This window comes from Tenacibaculum sediminilitoris (assembly GCF_964513795.1).
Lineage (GTDB): Bacteria > Bacteroidota > Bacteroidia > Flavobacteriales > Flavobacteriaceae > Polaribacter > Polaribacter sediminilitoris.
The window spans coordinates 26,110-44,644 of record NZ_CAZEQR010000010.1 but is presented as its reverse complement, the minus strand read 5'-3'; the positions used below and the strand labels follow the sequence as shown (position 1 = coordinate 44,644).

General features: G+C 32.1%; 14 protein-coding genes and 1 pseudogene. 10 read left to right on the top strand and 5 right to left on the bottom strand.

The features are described from left to right. The 8 genes and pseudogenes from ACKTSW_RS03785 to ACKTSW_RS03750 all read left to right on the top strand — a co-directional run. Nucleotides 1–754 (top strand): annotated as a pseudogene (locus ACKTSW_RS03785) (hypothetical protein); the annotation flags it as partial. 37 nt (nucleotides 755–791) lie between these two features. Further along, nucleotides 792–4,172: a beta strand repeat-containing protein gene (locus ACKTSW_RS03780; RefSeq protein WP_408023941.1), complete on the top strand. Its 3,381-nt coding sequence runs from the start codon at nucleotides 792–794 to the stop codon at nucleotides 4,170–4,172. Between the two features lie 237 nt (nucleotides 4,173–4,409). Next, nucleotides 4,410–5,654, top strand: coding sequence for a gliding motility-associated C-terminal domain-containing protein (locus tag ACKTSW_RS03775; protein WP_408023940.1), 1,245 nt, complete (start codon nucleotides 4,410–4,412; stop codon nucleotides 5,652–5,654). A gap of 40 nt (nucleotides 5,655–5,694) precedes the next feature. Next, nucleotides 5,695–6,618 (top strand): PorP/SprF family type IX secretion system membrane protein, encoded by a 924-nt coding sequence (locus ACKTSW_RS03770; RefSeq protein ID WP_408023939.1) that lies wholly within the window; start codon nucleotides 5,695–5,697, stop codon nucleotides 6,616–6,618. An 18-nt stretch (nucleotides 6,619–6,636) separates the two neighbouring features. Further along, nucleotides 6,637–8,544, top strand: coding sequence for an OmpA family protein (locus ACKTSW_RS03765; protein WP_408023938.1), 1,908 nt, complete (start codon nucleotides 6,637–6,639; stop codon nucleotides 8,542–8,544). Nucleotides 8,545–8,664: 120 nt separating this feature from the next. Next, nucleotides 8,665–8,838: an HAD family hydrolase gene (locus ACKTSW_RS03760; protein ID WP_408023937.1), complete on the top strand. Its 174-nt coding sequence runs from the start codon at nucleotides 8,665–8,667 to the stop codon at nucleotides 8,836–8,838. 243 nt (nucleotides 8,839–9,081) lie between these two features. Further along, nucleotides 9,082–10,530 (top strand): DUF389 domain-containing protein, encoded by a 1,449-nt coding sequence (locus ACKTSW_RS03755; protein ID WP_408023936.1) that lies wholly within the window; start codon nucleotides 9,082–9,084, stop codon nucleotides 10,528–10,530. Nucleotides 10,531–10,716: 186 nt separating this feature from the next. Next, nucleotides 10,717–11,187 carry a thioredoxin family protein gene (locus tag ACKTSW_RS03750; RefSeq protein WP_408023935.1) on the top strand — a complete coding sequence of 157 codons (471 nt, stop codon included), beginning with the start codon at nucleotides 10,717–10,719 and terminating at the stop codon, nucleotides 11,185–11,187. Nucleotides 11,188–11,228: 41 nt separating this feature from the next. Here ACKTSW_RS03750 and ACKTSW_RS03745 read toward each other — a convergent pair whose 3' ends face one another. The 4 genes from ACKTSW_RS03745 to pdxH all read right to left on the bottom strand — a co-directional run bounded on the left by ACKTSW_RS03745 (nucleotide 11,229) and on the right by pdxH (nucleotide 14,515). Beyond that, nucleotides 11,229–12,323: an OmpA family protein gene (locus tag ACKTSW_RS03745; protein ID WP_408023934.1), complete on the bottom strand. Its 1,095-nt coding sequence runs from the start codon at nucleotides 12,321–12,323 to the stop codon at nucleotides 11,229–11,231. Nucleotides 12,324–12,444: 121 nt separating this feature from the next. After that, nucleotides 12,445–13,341 carry a Ppx/GppA phosphatase family protein gene (locus tag ACKTSW_RS03740; RefSeq protein ID WP_408023942.1) on the bottom strand — a complete coding sequence of 299 codons (897 nt, stop codon included), beginning with the start codon at nucleotides 13,339–13,341 and terminating at the stop codon, nucleotides 12,445–12,447. 8 nt (nucleotides 13,342–13,349) lie between these two features. Then, nucleotides 13,350–13,838, bottom strand: coding sequence for a SixA phosphatase family protein (locus ACKTSW_RS03735; RefSeq protein WP_408023933.1), 489 nt, complete (start codon nucleotides 13,836–13,838; stop codon nucleotides 13,350–13,352). 29 nt (nucleotides 13,839–13,867) lie between these two features. Beyond that, nucleotides 13,868–14,515 carry a pyridoxamine 5'-phosphate oxidase gene (gene pdxH / locus ACKTSW_RS03730; protein WP_408023932.1) on the bottom strand — a complete coding sequence of 216 codons (648 nt, stop codon included), beginning with the start codon at nucleotides 14,513–14,515 and terminating at the stop codon, nucleotides 13,868–13,870. 236 nt (nucleotides 14,516–14,751) lie between these two features. Between pdxH and ACKTSW_RS03725 the strand changes: the two genes are divergently transcribed. Both ACKTSW_RS03725 and ACKTSW_RS03720 read left to right on the top strand, forming a co-directional pair. Beyond that, nucleotides 14,752–16,908, top strand: a complete 2,157-nt coding sequence (locus tag ACKTSW_RS03725; protein WP_408023931.1) for a TonB-dependent receptor — start codon at nucleotides 14,752–14,754, stop codon at nucleotides 16,906–16,908. A 216-nt stretch (nucleotides 16,909–17,124) separates the two neighbouring features. After that, nucleotides 17,125–17,751, top strand: coding sequence for a tetratricopeptide repeat protein (locus ACKTSW_RS03720; protein ID WP_408023930.1), 627 nt, complete (start codon nucleotides 17,125–17,127; stop codon nucleotides 17,749–17,751). Nucleotides 17,752–17,810: 59 nt separating this feature from the next. On the opposite strand, the gene ACKTSW_RS03715 is transcribed toward ACKTSW_RS03720, so the two are convergent. After that, nucleotides 17,811–18,503 carry a hypothetical protein gene (locus tag ACKTSW_RS03715; RefSeq protein WP_408023929.1) on the bottom strand — a complete coding sequence of 231 codons (693 nt, stop codon included), beginning with the start codon at nucleotides 18,501–18,503 and terminating at the stop codon, nucleotides 17,811–17,813. Between the last annotated feature and the right edge of the window lie 32 nt (nucleotides 18,504–18,535).

Here is an 18,535-nt window from a genome sequence, read left to right as displayed (position 1 = left end):
GGATTTAAATACGTTGATAGGCAATGCAGAGACCCTAACAACCTTAGCATTGAATGCAGACGGAGTAAACTTAGACTATACGGACGAAAATGGAGCTACTACCCAAATCAATTTAGGCGCATTAGTAACAGCACAAGAAACTGTAACTTCATTAGTGCAAGAAACAGCTACACCAACAGGAGTAATAACATATACTAACGAAGCAGGTACTGCACAAACAGCTAATGTAGTAAGTGCTAATACAGATAACGCTGTAAAAGTAGGAACAGATGGAGGTGCATATATCAATGCGAATGTAAAAGAAGTATTTAGTGCAGAATATGCAGGAGCAACCTTATATGCAGATGGCACAGATAATTTAGGAATGATGACTTCCGATAATACTGGTCCAACAGGAAATTATATGAATTACTATGAGTGGTCAAGTGGAGAAGCAACACCTCAAGATTACGATGTTATAGTACGCTTTACATTACCAAATGATTTTACCGCGTGGGATGCCACAAACCCAATAGTAATAGATTACCAAGCAGAAGGAAGCACCACGTTTTCGGCGACTATGTTTTTAGAGGATGGTACTGCTTTAGGAACTATCGGAGCGTCTTCATCAGCTACTTGGACAACAGCTAATTTAAACCCAGGAGCAATGACAGCAGGGCAAACCGCAGTTATCATATTAAAACTAACAGGTGCGGCTGGCGATGATACTCAAAAAGTAAGAGTTGGAGATATTACATTGAATTATAAAAGATAGAACTATCATAATAATATAAACAAAAACAATAAGAATTATGATACAGAAATCAAAATATAATTTAGTAATACTGCTACTAAGTATAATGACAACTTTAACCGTAAATGCTCAGTTTACGGTTAATGACCTTGCCGATACCAATACTGGGGCAGGATCATCAGGAACACTACGTTGGTGTATTAACCAAGTGAATGGAACAGCTGGAACACAAACCATTACTTTTGATCCGCTTTTAAGTGGAGGAACTATCAGTTTAACATCAAGTTTACCTATTATATCTGTCCCTAATGTAACGATAGATGGAGATATAAATGCTAATGGTATAGCAGACGATATCACAATAGATGCAGGTATAAATGATGCCCTAATATATATGTTTAGGACCGATGGTAATGGAGACGGTGCAACCTTCAAAGGTTTTATTATGCAAGATACAGGTTATGAACCTTTTTCTTTTTCGGGTAGCCCTACAGACATAACCATACGGGATATGATTGTACGTCATACGAATGGAAATATCTACATGGATAAAGTTATGTATTACGTTGGAAATGCTCTGAATTTATCAATTATAAATGTAGATGCAACGAATGTAAAAAATGATAATGCGTTCTATATCACAGGAACAGCAACTAACATAACCTATGACGATGTTAACCTAAGTAATACAGGAACTGGAGGATTTGCAAAATTTAGATTTGGTGGCATAGCAGATAATATTACTATTAGTAATTCTACCTGGGATTTGGATGATTTATCTACCACAAATGATTCGGATACTGCCTTAAGTTTTGATAATAACGTGTCGAACTTAACAATTACAAATCTAAATATATATAACTGCGAAATTAACCCCATTTATGTATCAGGACAGGTAAACCCTTTAGGGGGTACTGATGTAGCAACGATTACAAATCTTGTTGTAGAAAATAGAGATGGTTCGGGTATAGCATATGGTATGCAATTTATTGGTGCAGTAACTAACTTGACAATAAATACAACAATTTTAGATTTAGATCAAACGGGAAGCACTGATGATGGAGAACATGGTATATATTTTAGCTCAACAACAACTAATGTTAATATAGATGGGTTAACAGTACACGATGTAGAAAGTTACGGAATCTTTTTTGGAGGAGTAGCCACAGATATTTCCATTTCAAATAGTACTTTTGATAATTTTGATGGGGATATTGATGTAATATCTATTCGTTTCAGTACTACTACGGTCTCTAATATAACAATGACCAATGTGGATATGGATCTGGATTTGACTGGAAATACTAATGATGGTGATTGGGGAATCCTTTTTGATTCAACTATCACTAGTAATGTTACCTTAACAAATGTTAATGTAAATGAGGCCGATGCAGATGGTATCAGGTTTAATGATGTAGATAACCTGCTAGTAGATGGTGGATCTTTTAATAATTGTGATGATGGTATAGAGTTTTTGAATAATTATACCAGGTCTAATAATGAAATACGGAATGCCACCTTTAATGCGAATACTCGAGCGGGTTTGGTTATAAATGTTGCAAATGCAGTTACGGAATTTAACATTCATGACAATATATTCTCTAATACTACAGGAAATGGTTACGGTGTTTGGTTATTTAGTACTGGAGGTGTTAAAAACATACAAATAGTTAGCAACACGTTTTTTAATAATACAACAACGGGTATTTATAATGCACAAGCCGATGGTGTTTTATACTCTCAAAACTCATTTTATAACAACCCTACAGGTATAGACAATGTAGCGAATAATGGAAATGACGATTTAGAGTATGCCGATGGTGATACTCCAACTATTCTATCTTCTACAAATACAGGAGTAGATACGTATGATGTAACCTTTAATGTACCTAATGACTGTACCAATTGTGATGTGGAGTTCTTTACCAATTTATCAACAGACCCCTTTTTTAATGGGCGTACTTATGTAGGTGTTGCAACAGGCTTGTCTGCAGCAGGTAACCCACATACAATATCTGTAAACAGCGGCGGAAATAATACAGGATATTGGACAACTACCTTAAAAGTTAATACAGGAACTGGTAGTTTTGGATCTAACGGTTCTGTATCAGAATTTAGTAATGGATATGCTATAAGCCCTAAAGGACCAGGAGGTGTTAGTACCGGTATAAGAACTTGGTATCAGGCAGATAATGGGTTAACAACCATTACAGATGGGGTACAGTGGGATGACATTTCTGGAAATTTAAATCATGTGCAACAAACTGTTGATAGTAGGGAAGCAACATATATTACTACACCAACTACAAATACTAATTTTCATCCATACATTGCTTTTGATGGAGGAGATGTATTTGAATCAGATAATCAAATATTACAATACGCAACGAGTGATGGTAGTGTATTTTTTGTGGCAACATATACTGATTTTTCAGGATGGGATAGCCCAATTGATTTTCAGGCAGATGATCCACATATAGGTAGATATACAGGTTCAAACAATCCAGTAATATATAAAGTTGGATCGTCACCAACCTTTGTTGTAGCTACGTCTTTATCACTTGAATTGAATAAAAATATGGCTTCTGGTTATATGTGGACAGGAGGAACCGATGGAGGTATAGAGATGACCTTAGATGGTAACTCTTTTGTAAATACTACATTAGACATGAATAATATTGGGTATACCTCAAACTTTGGTGTAGGAGCTTATATAAGTGGAGTTGAAGGAATCAATGGTTCTATGAACGAAGTTATTGTGTACCAAGAACGTTTAAGTATAGCTGACAAAGAAAGAGTACAATCATATTTAGCCATAAAATATGGTATTACCCTAACGCATAATTATTATGCTAGTGACTGGACAGGGGCGACTGGTACCACACTTTGGACATTAGGAGGCGGTTATGATAATGATATTGCAGGTATTGGTAGAGATGATAATGGTGGGTTAAACCAAAAACAATCCAAATCTATCAATACGGGTACTATTGTAACTATGGGCTTAGGAGGTGTTGCTGCAACCAATACAGCAAATACAAATACGTTTACAAATGATAAAGACTATTTGCTTTGGGGAAATAATGGTTTAAGCACCAATGTAGCCAATGCTGGAATTCCATCAATCTTTAAAGAAAAAATAGTACGAGATTGGTCGGTTAACGAGTCTGGTACAGTAGGAGATGTATTAGTACAAATACCTGATGCTATTGTTGCTGGATTTAGTACAACCCAAGACTTGGTATTGGTAGTGGCGGATGATGCTGGTTTTACGACAAATATAAAAATAGAGCCATTGGTACAAAATGGTACAAACTGGGAAGCAGAGTACAGTTTTGATGGTGCTAAATATTTCACATTTGGTGTGGTAATAATTGGAGACTTTATGAGACATGGTAAGTTTTTCCTAGGAAATGAGGAAAGACCAATGAAATTTTAAAAAGAGAATATAAAAAGAGATAGTATAAGTTTTCGTAGGAAGATACCTATGTCAAGTTTCAGTGTAAAATTCACCAACTTCTCAGAGCATGTAAGTGTCTTATTAAAGGGGGATTATTGTAAAATGTGTACTAGTAGTATTCCTTTATTCTTTAACAAATAAAAAGAGGAGAGTTGATTCTTAAAATCAAAAAACTTGTTTAGTTAAGGTTAAAACCTTCCTTAAAAATATAAAATTATGAATCCGATTAAATACAATATACTGCTACTGGCACTTATGATAAGTGCATTAGCTGTAGGGCAAACCACTAATATTGGAGAGTTGACTATAAGCCCCAATACACAAGTAAGTATTGTAGATAACTTTAGTAATGAAGCAATAGGTAGTACAATGAACGATGGCGAATTATTTGTGTATGCTAATTTTAATAACGATGGATTGTTCTCGTATTTCAATGCCGCAAATAATGGATTAACCCGCTTTCAAGGAACAAGTGTTCAACAAATTTCAGGAACAGCACTAAGTGAGTTCTATGATGTGTATTTTAATAATACCTCAACAGAAGCTTTTCAATTAAGTGGAGATATAAGCATTGTTAATGAAGCTGATTTTGATTTAGGCGTGGTAAATAACAATGATTTTGGAGGAAATATAATGTTCCAAAACTTGGCATATCATAGCAATACAAGTGATGCAAGTCATGTAAAAGGTCAAGTAATTAAAAAAGGAGATACTGCATTTGAATTTCCAATTGGAGATTCAGGATATTATAGAATGGCGGCTATTACAGCACCAAATGATAGTAATGAGGTTATTAATGGGCAATATGTTTTGGAGAACAGTAATACATTATATCCACATAACCTAGTAGCAGGTGTTATAGATATAATTGATAATGCAGAATACTGGATAATAAATAGAGAGCAAGGTAACACAAACGTTGTGTTAACCTTAAGTTGGAATATTAATACCACACCTGCAGAAATAGTAGCGGATAACACTTCAGAAATTCATATTGTTAGATGGGATGAAACACAAGGGATTTGGGTAGATGAAGGTGGTATAGTTGACGATTCCAACCAAACCGTAACAACAATAGCTAACATATCTGGATATGGCGTATTTACCTTAGCAAGGGTAAAAGAAGATTTCATTTTACCAGGAGATGTAGTAATCTATAATAGTGTAACACCTAACGGAGATGGAGATAACAGTTTCTTTTTTATTGATGGTTTAGAAAGATTTCCAGATAACAGTGTAACTATTTTTAACCGTTGGGGCGTAAAGGTTTATGAAACCACTGGATATAACGAAACAGATAATGTATTTCGCGGGGTTTCTGAAGGCAGGATTACTATTAATAAAAATGAACAGCTTCCTACAGGAACGTATTTCTATATACTGAGATATAATACGGGAGGTGCACAGCCACAAAATGTAAAAAAAGCAGGATATCTCTATATAAATAAAGATGACAACTAATAGTTGAGGCGTGTAAACTCCTCTAATCAAATTTTAAAATATGAGAATTATAACATATATCTTAGTAATGATGGTGTTTATGGTTGTGAATTATCAAGCAATAGCACAGCAAGACCCTCAATTAACACAATACATGTATAACACCGTATCATTCAATCCTGCTTATGCAGGTAGTAATAATGGCTTAGATATTAATTTGTTACACAGATCGCAATGGGTAGGCTTAGATGGTGCCCCAAAAACTCAGGCATTTTCTATAAATACACCGATAGGTGGTGGTAATACCGCATTAGGACTTTCAGCAATCAATGATGCAATAGGCCCTGCAGAAGAACTTTATGTTACTGCAGATTTTTCACATACATTACTACTCAATAACGATGTAAAGCTTGCCTTTGGTTTAAAAGGAGGTATACAATCTTTACGGGTAGATTATACAAAATTAAACACCTATGATCCTACAGATGTTCAGTTGCAACAAAATGTAAGTCAAACAGCACCACAGGTGGGTGCAGGAACATTTTTATATACAGATAAATGGTATTTAGGAGCATCGGTTCCTAATTTGTTAAAAACAGATTATTATGATGAATTCACAATATCTACTGCGGCAAAACGTTTGCACGTGTTTGTTATAGGAGGTTATGTTTTTCAGTTAAATCATAACTTAAAATTTAAACCAGCTACCCTGATAAAAGTAGTATCAGGAGCACCAATAGGATTTGATGTATCGGCTAATTTTTTGTTCAACGAAAAATTTACATTAGGAATGTCATACAGATTAGATAGTTCAGTAAGTGCTTTAGCAGGATTTCAAATATCAAAAAGTATCATGTTAGGATATACTTATGATTTTGATACTACCGAATTAGCAAGATACAATTCAGGATCTCACGAGTTCTTCATGAGATTTCAAATTCTAAATAATGTAGTTAGCGGAAAGGTTTCTCCAAGATTCTTTTAATACTAAAAAAATTAATGTATGAAACAAATATTACACATCATTATAAGCCTCTTTGTATTTGGAGGTGTATATGCCCAAAAAGCACAAATAGAAAAAGCCGATAAAAAATACGAAGTCTTTCAATTTATTGAGGCCTCAAAAATATATCAAAAAGTAGCCGAATCAGGCTACGAATCTGAAGAACTCTTTAAAAAGTTAGGAGATCTCTACTATTTTAAATCTAAGTATACAGAGGCAGAGAAATGGTATGAAAAGTTATATAAACTGAACGATAAATCGCTAGAGGATGATTATTTATTAAGGTATGCACAAACCTTAAAAGTATCAGGAAAAAAAAAGAAGGCAGCGCATTTGTACAATAAGTTTTTAAAAGCGTCAGGTGTACTAAACAATGATTTTACATCATCGGAAGATTACCTAAAAATTATAGCAGAAAACTCTAATAGGTATAACACAGAACCTATACCGATAAACTTAGAAGGAATAGATTATGGGACATTTGTTTATAAAGAAAAAATATATTTTTCTTCATCTCGAAATTTAGGAAAGAAAAAAAATATTGACGCTTGGAGTGATAGACCGTTTTTAGATATTTATGAAGTTGATTATAATAAAGAAAAAAACAGTTATGGAGAACCAAAGCTTTTAAAAGGAGAGGTTAACACAAAACTGCATGAGTGCTCTCCAGTAATTACCAAAGATGGAAAAACACTTTACTTTACTAGAAACAATACAACGCCTAGAATAAAAGAAATTAAAAATAAGGCAGTACAGCTAAAAATTTATAGAGCAACAAAGGTTAATGGCAAATGGGATAATATAGAAGATTTGTCTATAAATGGAGATAACTATTCTAATGCACATCCCACATTGAGCCCAGATGAAAAAGTGTTGTACTTCGTATCGAATATGTCAACATCAATAGGACAAACAGATTTGTATGCAGTAGAAATAAATAATGATGGATCATTAGGTAAACCTAGAAATTTGGGGGCGAAAATAAATACCAAAGGAAGAGAGTCTTTCCCCTTTGTTACAAAAGATAACGAATTGTATTTTTCATCCGATGGGCATTTTGGGTTAGGGGGCTACGATGTGTTTTACATAGATCTTAAAAAAACAGGAGGACAATTGTTAAATGTAGGCGAACCAATAAATGGAGCTTATGATGATTATGCATTCTCTATAAATAACCATACAAAAAAAGGATTTTTTAGCTCTAGCCGCTCAAAAACAGATAACATATACAGTTTAAAGGAAATTAAGCCAATTAAAGAATTACTAGAAGCTCCATTTACAGGACAAATTGTAGATAGTGAAACAGGAAAACCTATATCTGATGCTAAAATAACCATAGAAAGTGAAGATAATATACTAAAATTTGATGTATCTACAGATGAAAATGGTTTTTTTGAAACAAAACTTAATAAGTTTAAATCACACGTGGCTACGATAAAAAATAAAGATTACGAAACAACAGATGTCTTTTTAGTTAAGGGGAAAAATGTTTATGAAAAAGATTTTAAGTTAGTACGTAATGTTTTTGAAATAGCTAAAGATAGTACCACAGACTTATCAAAAATATTGAAGGTAAAGCATATCTACTTCGATTTTGCTAAAGCCGTAATTAAGGAGGAAGCCAAAATAGAATTAGAAAAAATTGTGGCAGCAATGGAAGAATATCCAGATCTTAAAATAGACATTCGATCACATACTGATACTAGAGCGACCGAAGCACATAATATGGTCTTATCTATTAAACGTGCAAATGCCACAATGGAGTATTTGGTAAAACGAGGTATAGATAAATCTAGATTATCAGTAAAAGGTTATGGAGAAACACAACCGTTAAACTTATGTAATCCATGTTCAGAAGAAGAGCATGCACAAAATAGGCGTAGTGAGTTTATCATATTACAAGAGTAATAGTAAGTAGTAAAAAAATAAAATGATAGAAACTTTAGTAGAAAGTATTAGTATTGATACTCCTCAAGGTTTAGAAAAAACTAGTAAAAAAGATTGGGTGTTAATCTTTCAGAGTTTTTAATGATAGGAAACTCATTAAAGTTAGAAGATGTGATACTTTTAATCGAAATAGGAACTGCTGCAATTCATGTTCCATTTTACACAACATGGGTGCATAAAGAAATAAAAGAAGAACAAAGATTAGATGCATATAAAACAATGCCTAGTATTACAGATGTATTAAAATTTTTGTAAATGAAATTTGTATGAAAGCTATGTATATATGTCGATTCCTTATTTTAAATTAAAAGTAATATCTGTTTTATTACATAAAGATGCGGTATCGTCAAGTTTAAAAAATAGGTTAGCAATTAAATAATCTTTTGTTTCATAACAAAATTTAAAACGCCTGTAATCTCTGTATTCGCAAGCGTTTTTTATATCTTTTCTATTTTTGGAATTTTGTATCTTTCCAGCGTTAACAAAAAAATAAAATTTATGGAAGAAAATAAGCAAGAAAAAGTAGTAGAGCAATCTAAACAAGAGATACAGCAAGATGCAAAAGGCTTATGGGAAAAGATAAAGAAATTTATACTAGAACTACTTGATTTTAGAGATGATACAGACCAAGAGGCAACAATAGAAGCAATTAAAAGCGATATTTCTTTTAAAGGAGCTACAGCATGGATTTTAATTTGTTCAATTTTTGTGGCATCTATAGGATTGAATGCCAACTCAACAGCTGTAGTAATTGGGGCCATGCTAATATCTCCATTAATGGGGCCTATTTTAGGAGTAGGAATGTCAATTGCTATTAACGATATTGATACTTTACGAAAATCACTTACCAATTTAGCAACAATGATTGTGTTAAGTTTGTTAACAGCTTTTTTGTTTTTCTTTTTATTTCCGCTTCGTGAAGAAACTTCAGAATTGTTAGGAAGGGTAAGACCAGATATTAGAGATGTTTTAATCGCTTTTTTTGGTGGTTTAGCATTAATTATAGCACGAACTAAAAAAGGAACTATTGCTTCGGTAATTTTTGGTGTAGCAATTGCTACTGCTTTAATGCCACCTTTATGTACGGCAGGATATGGTTTAGCAGTTGGTAACTTCGATTATTTTTTAGGTGCGATGTATTTATTTACAATCAACACCATTTTTATAGCATTGGCTACGTTTTTAGTATTGAAGTTATTAGGATTTACAATGATTCGTTATGTAAACTCGGCAAAACGTAAAAGAATTGCAAGAATAGCATCTATTGTTGCTTTTTTAGTGATGGTTCCAGCTGTTTTTACATTTATAGGTGTTTATAAAGAGAGTATAATCAACGCTAATTATGAAAAGTTTTTAAAGACAAAGGTGATGGATAATCCCAACTTGTGGTTACAGCGCCAAAATATTGATGTTAAGAACAAAACAATTAATTTGTTTTTTAATGGAGATATTAGCGATGCAACAGAATCTTTTTTAAGAAATGAATTGAAAAACTTTCCTAGAATAGATTCTTATAGTTTAGTAGTAAATGAGAATAAAGCTAAAAGTGTTGATAGAGTAGTAGATGCTTACGATAGAGCTATCGCAGATTTAGATGAAAAAGATAACGTAATTAAAGGTTTACATAAAGAAATAGAAGAGCTTAAAAGAACAATAACAGAGCTGAATAAAAGAATTGAACAAGACGCGTTAGATAGAGACAAAAACTCAGTGCCTTTTAGTAAGATTAGTAAAGAAGCTAAAATTAGATATAACGATATTAAAGAAATTAGTTTAGCTAAGGTTTTATCTTCTAATGACTTTATTAAAATAGATACAATTACTAAAGTATCTATAAAGTGGAACAAAAAACTAGCAGATTCAATTGTCGTTAAAAACGAAAAAGAACTTAAGAGTTGGATGCAAAAAGAGTTAAAAACAAATAAATTAGAGTTAGAAAGAAAATAACTATATAAAGTAAAACCGAGCTAATAGCTCGGTTTTATTTTTTGATTACTTTGTTAGAGTATTTATAGTAAATAAGAGATTACTCTAATTACCTGTTAGTATGACACTATATTTTTTAAATAGTCACTTACAGTTTAATAAGAATGGTATTATTTTTGTTACTTTTATTGAATATAGTATTAAGATATGAAGAAAATATTTTTGTTAGTTGTTGTAATGTCTGTTTGTATAAGTAGTTATTCCCAAGAAAAAAAGACAGATAGTTTAAAAACTACTAACTGGGAATCCTCTTACAACAAAGCACTAAAAAAAGTAAAAGAAGAAAGGAAACCGATGTTAATTTACTTCAAAGGTTCAGATTGGTGTGGTCCCTGTAAAAAACTAGACAAAGAGTTATTCAGTACAGAAAAATTTAAAAAACTATCAGAGAAAAACTTTATTTTGTATGAGGCAGACATCCCTTTTAATGAAGATTTAGTAGAAAATGAAAAATTAGGAATAAATAAAAAGCTAGCAAAGAAATATAAAGTATCTTCATATCCAACAATACTTTTTATAAACCATAAGCAAAAAATTATAGCTTATAAAAAAGGTTTACTACTAACAGAATATTATTATCCTTTTTTTGAATCAGTTATAAATAAAAAACGAGGTTAATTTAATTAACCTCGTTTTTTATTTATAAGAGTTAAATCTTATTATTGATTAATAACTCTAAATTCTGTTCTTCTATTAACCCTGTGTTCAGCTTCAGTACAAGTAACACCATCAGAACATCTATTTTTTAATTTAGATTCTCCGTAACCTTTGGCTACTAACTGACTTGGATTTACACCTTTGTAAATTAAATAGTTCGCTACAGCTTGAGCCCTTCTTTCAGATAAATCTTGATTAGAAGCTTTAGACCCTCTCGAGTCTGTATGAGAAGCTAGTTCAACTTGAACGCCATCTTTTAATACAGGTAATAATCTAGAATCAATAAGCTTCTTTGCTGTTGAGGTTAAGGTAGCACTACCTAAGTTCCAGTTAATTGGTAATGGGTTGTATGTTAGTAGCTCGCACTCTACTTCTTTCCAAGTTGTTAAACCTCCTTTACTAACTAAAACTTCTTTAGTTACAGTTTTCTGTTTAGCAGGAACAGTTATCTCTTCTTGCCAAGCATCTTTTACCAAAACACGTTTAGTAATTTCTTTATAAACAGCAGGTATTTCAAACTCTCTAGTAGTAGGAGGAGTTACCATCACTCTCTTTGTGTAAGTTTTTTCATAACCAGGTATTGCAGTTTTTTGAGTTGCTGCATCAATATCTAATTTAGTTATAGGTATAGTGACAAACTGAGCTGGTATAGGCTTATAACACCAATATCTACAATCATTAGGGTCGCTAGACTCACAGTCTGGAGCTTTTTCACTCATTTCCCATATAGCAGAAGCTGCTTTTGTTTCAATTACTTCTTCGTCAGGTTTAAAAGTAGCTTTAATTACTTTTAAACTATTTGCATCATCTTTAGCTTGATAGCTAACAATTTTATCTTCCCAAACAGCAGGAATAATTTCTAAACGTTTACCAGCTTCTTTTGAAACAACTCTTTCTGTAACAGTTTTATATTCAGCAGGATGTGTTATGATTCTTTTATAAGCAGGAGCAATTTCAATAGTAACATCTTCATTTTTCCACACTTCTGGAGTTTTACAACGAACATAGCATTTTCCTGGTTCTGGGTTTTGAGGTAAGTCTTGAGAATAAACAGTTAGTCCAGTGGTAATTAGTACCCCTAATATTAGTTTTTTCATAATTTATAAATTTGTATATGCGAATATTTAGCACTTTTTCATATGACCCTTTTAAGCATGAAAAGTCACATTTATACAAATAGTACAAAAATTGAAGACGATTAAAATTTCTATAAAAAAATTATAACTTATTGAAATATAAGCTTTTAATTATTCCGTCAGAAAGTCCAATTTTAGGAACATAGATTTTTCTTGCTCCGCTCCATTTCATAGCAGATAAATATATTTTTGTAGCAGGAACAATTACATCAGCTCTATCAGGATTTAAACTTAATTCTGAAATTCGCTCTTGATAGCTCATTTTTTTTAAGAATTGATATTGAGCATTTAGGTAGATATAAGAAATAGGTCTCCCAGCATCTCTGCCAGACATTTTAAATAACTTATTAATATTACCTCCAGATCCAATTAAAGAAATACGCCTGTAATCACTCGTGTTCTCTTCAATCCATTTTTGAATTTTTTTAAAAAGTACTTTATTTTCGGGTTTTGTATTGTTAAGTACTCGTACAGTCCCTATTTTAAAAGATTTAGAGTTAATAATTTTACCTTTAGAAAAAAGAGTAAACTCTGTACTACCTCCTCCTACGTCTACATATAAGTAAGTAGCATCAGACTCTATTAACTGATTTAAGTCTGTATATGATATAATAGCTGCTTCTTTTTTTCCATCAATAATATCAATTTTAACTTCGGTGTCTTTTAAAATAGTAGCAGCAACTTCTTCACCGTTTTCTGCTTCTCGCATAGCTGAAGTAGCACAAGCTTTGTATCTTTCTACTCCATGAATTTTCATAATTAACTTAAATGCCAGCATTGCATCAACCATTCGTTGAGTGTTGGCTTCTGAAATTTTTCCTGAAACAAAAGCATCCGCTCCTAAACGAATAGGTACCCGAACTAAGGATGATTTTTTAAATTGAGGTTCTTTATTTTTTTCTTCAATAACGTTGGCTACTAATAATCTTACTGCATTAGATCCAATATCAATAGCGCCGTATTTTTTTATCTTCAAAATTTATTGATTTATCTATGGTTTTTAGGAAATTCGACTAAAACGGTATTTCCTTTTTTAACATCTTTCCAGTGTTTTGTATCAAACGCTATTCCAATAACCCCACAAGTAGTTACATGTGCAATAGGTTTGTTTCCAAACTTATTAACAAAACTATTAATGCCATGATCGTGGCTAAATACAATGGCACTGTTAAAGCTATCATCAAGAGCTTTAACAGTTTTTACTAAATAACCATCACTAAAGCTGTATAGCTGACGTTTTATTTTAAGGTTGGATAAAGGGTACCCGAAGTTCTCACAAAAAATAACAGCCGTATGAAGTGCCCTATTAGCACTACTAGAAAGAAATACATCAGGTCTTTTTATTTCTTTAGCTAGGTATTTAGATAAAAGATGCGCATCGTTAATGCCGCGTTCTTTTAATGGTCTGTCAATATCTTTAACGCTATCATATTCCCATGATGATTTTGCGTGACGAACAATATAAAGTGTTTTCATTTAAATATAAATACTATGTAAATATAAAACTAAGGAGCTAAACGTTCAAGTTTCCAAGAAAAATCTTTTTGCAAGCTATATCGAATACGATCGTGCATTCTATTTGGACGCCCTTGCCAAAACTCAATAGAGATAGGTTTTACTAAAAAACCGCCCCAATGCTTAGGTCTTGGAATTTCTTGATTTTTAAACTTTTTTTCAAAAGAAGCCAACTCGTTATCTAACTCTTCACGTGAAGTGACAACATTACTTTGATTAGAAGCCCAAGCCCCTAATTTGCTTCCGTCAGGTCTTGATTCAAAATACCCATCAGATAAATTTTCAGCAAGCTTTTCTGCTTTTCCTTTAATAATAATTTGCTGCTCTAAACCAGCCCAAAAAAAGGATAAACATACATGGTTGTTATTTAAAATAGCCTTTCCTTTTTCTGAATTGTAATTGGTGTAAAAAATAAAACCTTCCCAAGTATATTTTTTTAATAAAACAACTCTACTTTTCGGAAAACCATCCAGTCCAATAGAAGCAATTGTCATTGCATTTGCTTCATCTACCATCTCTGATTCATCAGCAGTAAAAAACCAATCTCTAAATAATTCAATAGGATTTTCAGGACAGTTATTTTCTAGTAACTCTCTTTTTTTGTAAGATTTTCTATAGTCACTTAAATCGTGTGCCATTATTGTTAATTTATACTATGTAAAAATACAACTTTATGAAAAGTATTTTAAGTCTGAGGTATTAAAATTTAGCAAGATTTGAATAATTAAAAGCAAGAAAAGAAAAATAAAGGTAGTTAAGTAACTTTAGTTTAGATATACAAAACAATTCATCTATAAAATTATGCAGTTGAGTACTTTTTTTTGTGTTTAAATTTGAAAAGAAAGCAGTTTTGTAGTGTCAAAAACTAACAACAATGAAACATTTATTATTTACGGTATGCTTTTTAATACATACATTATTAATTGCTCAAACAACTATATCAGGAAAAGTAACCGATGCTAAAGGTAATTCAATAGAAGGAGCTAATGTATATTTAGAAGGAACTTATGATGGAACTTCATCTGACAAAAAAGGATTTTTTTCTTTTATAACTTCAGAAAAAAGGCAGCAAAAATTGATTGTATCTTTTATTTCGTTTGAAACCTATGGAAAAGTAGCAGATGTTTCAACATTTAAAAACTTAAAAATAATTCTTAGAGAAGATGTGAATACGTTAGATGCCGTAACCATAAATGCAGGAACTTTTGAAGCAGGAGATAACGCAAAAGTAACTGCATTAAAAGCCTTAGATGTAGTAACAACAGCAAGCGCCTTAGGTGATTTTGTAGGAGCATTGCAAACATTACCAGGTACTTCATCGGTAAGTGAAGATGGACGTTTGTTTGTGCGCGGAGGAGAGGCAGAAGAAACACAAATTTTTATTGATGGAATTAGAGTATTCACACCCTATAGCCCTTCTGCACGAAATATTCCTACTCGTGGACGGTTTTCTCCGTTCTTATTTAAGGGAATTACATTTTCTACAGGAGGTTATTCAGCAGAATATGGTCAGGCATTATCAAGTGTTTTGTTACTAAATACCAATGATGAGGCAATAAAAGAGAAAACAGATATATCTTTAATGACCGTTGGTTTAGGGGTGGGAAATACTCAAGTATTTGGTAAAAACTCACTAAGCGTAAATACATCGTATATCAATTTAGCACCATATCAAAAATTATTTCCAGATAGAAATACTTGGAACAAACCTGTACAATCGTTAAATGGTGAAGTTGTATACCGATTTAGGTTTACTAATGAATCACTGTTGAAGCTCTATGGAGCTTATAGTTATTCAGAATTTGATATGATTCAAGAAGATATTAATTATGTAGATGGATTTCGTTTTGGGTTGAAAAACAGAAATTTATATTTTAATGGGTCTTATAAGCAACATTTGCACAATAACTGGACTATCTCTGGAGGGATGTCGTTTAACAATGATAATTCAAAAATTAATATAGTTGAAGATAAAGTTGTAGATAATGAGAATTCAGCACATGTTAAAGCAACAGTAAAAAAACGATTTTCAAATAGGTTTAAACTTAATTTTGGAACAGAGTATTTTATAACTGACTTTTCTGAAGATTATTCAAGTGAAACGAAAGGAAATGCAGTTTATGGATTTGACAATAATATTTTAGGAAGTTTTGTAGAAGCAGATATCTTCTTTTCTAAAAAACTTGCGACTAAATTAGGTGTTCGTGGAGAGTATTCTAAGTTGTTAAAAGAATTTACAATTTCTCCAAGAGCATCGTTAGCATACAAATCAGGAAAGAATACTCAGTTTTCTTTGGCTTATGGACGCTTTTATCAAAACCCAAAAAATGAATATTTAAAATTTAATACCCAGTTTAAAGCAGAAAATGCTTCCCATTTTATAGCCAACTATCAATATGTAAAAAATAAACAAGTCTTAAGAATAGAAGGGTATTATAAAAAATACCAAGATTTAGTAAAATATGATACAGAAAGAGCGTATCCAAATACCGACTACTCAAATCTAGGAGAAGGTTTCTCTAAAGGAATTGATGTTTTTTGGAGAGATAATAAAAATATAAAAAACACAGATTATTGGGTATCATATTCGTTTTTAGATACCAAAAGAGATTATAAGAATTATCCAAATAAGGCTACTCCTAATTTTGCATCAAAGCATAATTTGTCGGTGGTAACTAAGCATTGGATTGCAGATTGGAAAAGTCAAGTAGGAATGAGTTATAGTTTTGCTTCAGGACGAAGTTATACCAACCCTAATAAAGGTGGGTTTTTAAACCAAAAAACAAAAAACTACAATTCAGTAAGTTTGAATTGGGCTTACTTAATTAGCCAACAGAAAATCTTATATTTTTCAGTAAATAATGTGTTAGGAACACAAAATGTGTTTGGTTATAATTATAAAAACACACCAAATTCAACAGGTACATACAACCGACAGGCTATTATACCATCGGTAGATAGTTTCTTTTTTGTGGGTTTTTTTTGGACAATTAGTGATAATAAAAAAGATAATCAGTTAAACAATTTATAAGAGTTTTTAGAAGTAGAGTTTGGAAAAGATTTCTCGTCACTCGTTCCTCGTTCTTTCGAAATGACGTAATGTTTACATAGTTCGTCATTTCGAACGTAGATTTAAATCTAAATCTTATAACAATTCAGTCATAAAAAACAACAACTCAGTATAGTATTTTATGTAAGCAATAGCAATCATAAGATATTTGAACTATCAATTAAAATCAAATCAAAAATGAAAAAAATTATTACACTTTTAGCTATAGTATTTGCTGTAAATGTATCAGCACAAAGTCAATACGAAAAAGGAATGACTAAGGCATTCGAGTTATGGGAAACGAATAAAACTACAGAAGCAGCTCAGTTATTTGAACGTATTTCTAAAGTAGAAAAAGAAAACTGGTTACCTTCTTATTATGCAGGAATGATTTATATATTAGAAAGTTTTCAAATAAAAGAAGAAGCAACGTTAATTGCTAAATTAAATAAGGCACAAGAATTTTTAGATACTGCAAAATCGATTTCTCCAGAAAACCCTGAAATATTAATTACTCAAGCTCTGTTACATGTAGGTTATATGGCTTATGACGGTCAAAAATATGGAATGACTATGTCAATGAAAAATGCAGGACTTTATGAAAAAGCATTAAAAATAGCTCCTAATAATCCAAGAGTTATACTTAGTAAAGCAGAATCTGATATGGGAGCGGCTCGTTTTTTTGGGCAGCCTACTAAACCTTTTTGTAATAATATCAAGAAAGCAATTGAGTTAGGAAAAGAAGAAAAAATAACGGAGAAATTTTATCCAAGATTCAATAAAGAAAGAGCAGAAGAGGTATTGAAAAAATGTATGAAACCTTAAATTGTTTGGTTTCATTAGCTAAAAAAAGCTTCCTTACAAAATAGCAAGGAAGCTTTTTTTTAACTGTTTAAAGCAGTATTAAAATTTTGGTATTCGTAGGTTATTGCTTGGGTATACAGCTGTGTTGCTAATTTTTCATCTATAGGATTTTCTTTCTGGTACTCCTCTAAAAAATTACCCATCGCATAAGAACCATTAGGGTCATTGTTGCCAGTAATCCATGGAGCATAAAGATTTTTTGAAGAAGTAGGAGATAGCTGTGCGGCTAACCACGCCCATAAATATTCACAAGGTATCATTACTATAAGTGCGTAAATAGGCTCTTGATGAGAGGCTACCATCGACTCAAATTTAGAATACAACTTACAAACCTCACTAGGTACAATCCCCTCTGCATCTTTAATACGCCATGTTTTTGGAAACGTATCATTGTATTTTTGATAGCTATTGTATTTTTTGTGTAATAATGCCTTAAGAGTTGGATTTGAAGTTCTGTCCATTGCATTTAGATAATCTTGCGCTCCTTTAAAACAGTAGTAGGCGTCACTAATATTAAACCCTCCATAATGTAAAGGGTTGAGTGTTCCTGATTTAATCTCTTGAATAAATTGAGTATTCAATGTTTCATTAGCAATGTCTTGGCAGGCATTCCACATTTTCCAGAACAAAGCATCTGTTGGAGGAGGAGCAGTAGATAATTTATACTCTGTTAAAAAATTGTGATCTAGTTTAGTTGATCTGTTGTTTTTCATAGTAATCGGGGGGCTTTTATAGGGGTTAGGTA

Bases quoted from the DNA above. Each gene is read 5' to 3' on its own strand.
- ACKTSW_RS03780 (WP_408023941.1), top strand. From the start codon at position 792: ATGATACAGAAATCAAAATATAATTTAGTAATACTGCTACTAAGTATA.
- ACKTSW_RS03775 (WP_408023940.1), top strand. From the start codon at position 4,410: ATGAATCCGATTAAATACAATATACTGCTACTGGCACTTATGATAAGT.
- ACKTSW_RS03770 (WP_408023939.1), top strand. From the start codon at position 5,695: ATGAGAATTATAACATATATCTTAGTAATGATGGTGTTTATGGTTGTG.
- ACKTSW_RS03765 (WP_408023938.1), top strand. From the start codon at position 6,637: ATGAAACAAATATTACACATCATTATAAGCCTCTTTGTATTTGGAGGT.
- ACKTSW_RS03760 (WP_408023937.1), top strand. From the start codon at position 8,665: ATGATAGGAAACTCATTAAAGTTAGAAGATGTGATACTTTTAATCGAA.
- ACKTSW_RS03755 (WP_408023936.1), top strand. From the start codon at position 9,082: ATGGAAGAAAATAAGCAAGAAAAAGTAGTAGAGCAATCTAAACAAGAG.
- ACKTSW_RS03750 (WP_408023935.1), top strand. From the start codon at position 10,717: ATGAAGAAAATATTTTTGTTAGTTGTTGTAATGTCTGTTTGTATAAGT.
- ACKTSW_RS03745 (WP_408023934.1), bottom strand. From the start codon at position 12,323: ATGAAAAAACTAATATTAGGGGTACTAATTACCACTGGACTAACTGTT.
- ACKTSW_RS03735 (WP_408023933.1), bottom strand. From the start codon at position 13,838: ATGAAAACACTTTATATTGTTCGTCACGCAAAATCATCATGGGAATAT.
- pdxH (WP_408023932.1), bottom strand. From the start codon at position 14,515: ATGGCACACGATTTAAGTGACTATAGAAAATCTTACAAAAAAAGAGAG.
- ACKTSW_RS03725 (WP_408023931.1), top strand. From the start codon at position 14,752: ATGAAACATTTATTATTTACGGTATGCTTTTTAATACATACATTATTA.
- ACKTSW_RS03720 (WP_408023930.1), top strand. From the start codon at position 17,125: ATGAAAAAAATTATTACACTTTTAGCTATAGTATTTGCTGTAAATGTA.
- ACKTSW_RS03715 (WP_408023929.1), bottom strand. From the start codon at position 18,503: ATGAAAAACAACAGATCAACTAAACTAGATCACAATTTTTTAACAGAG.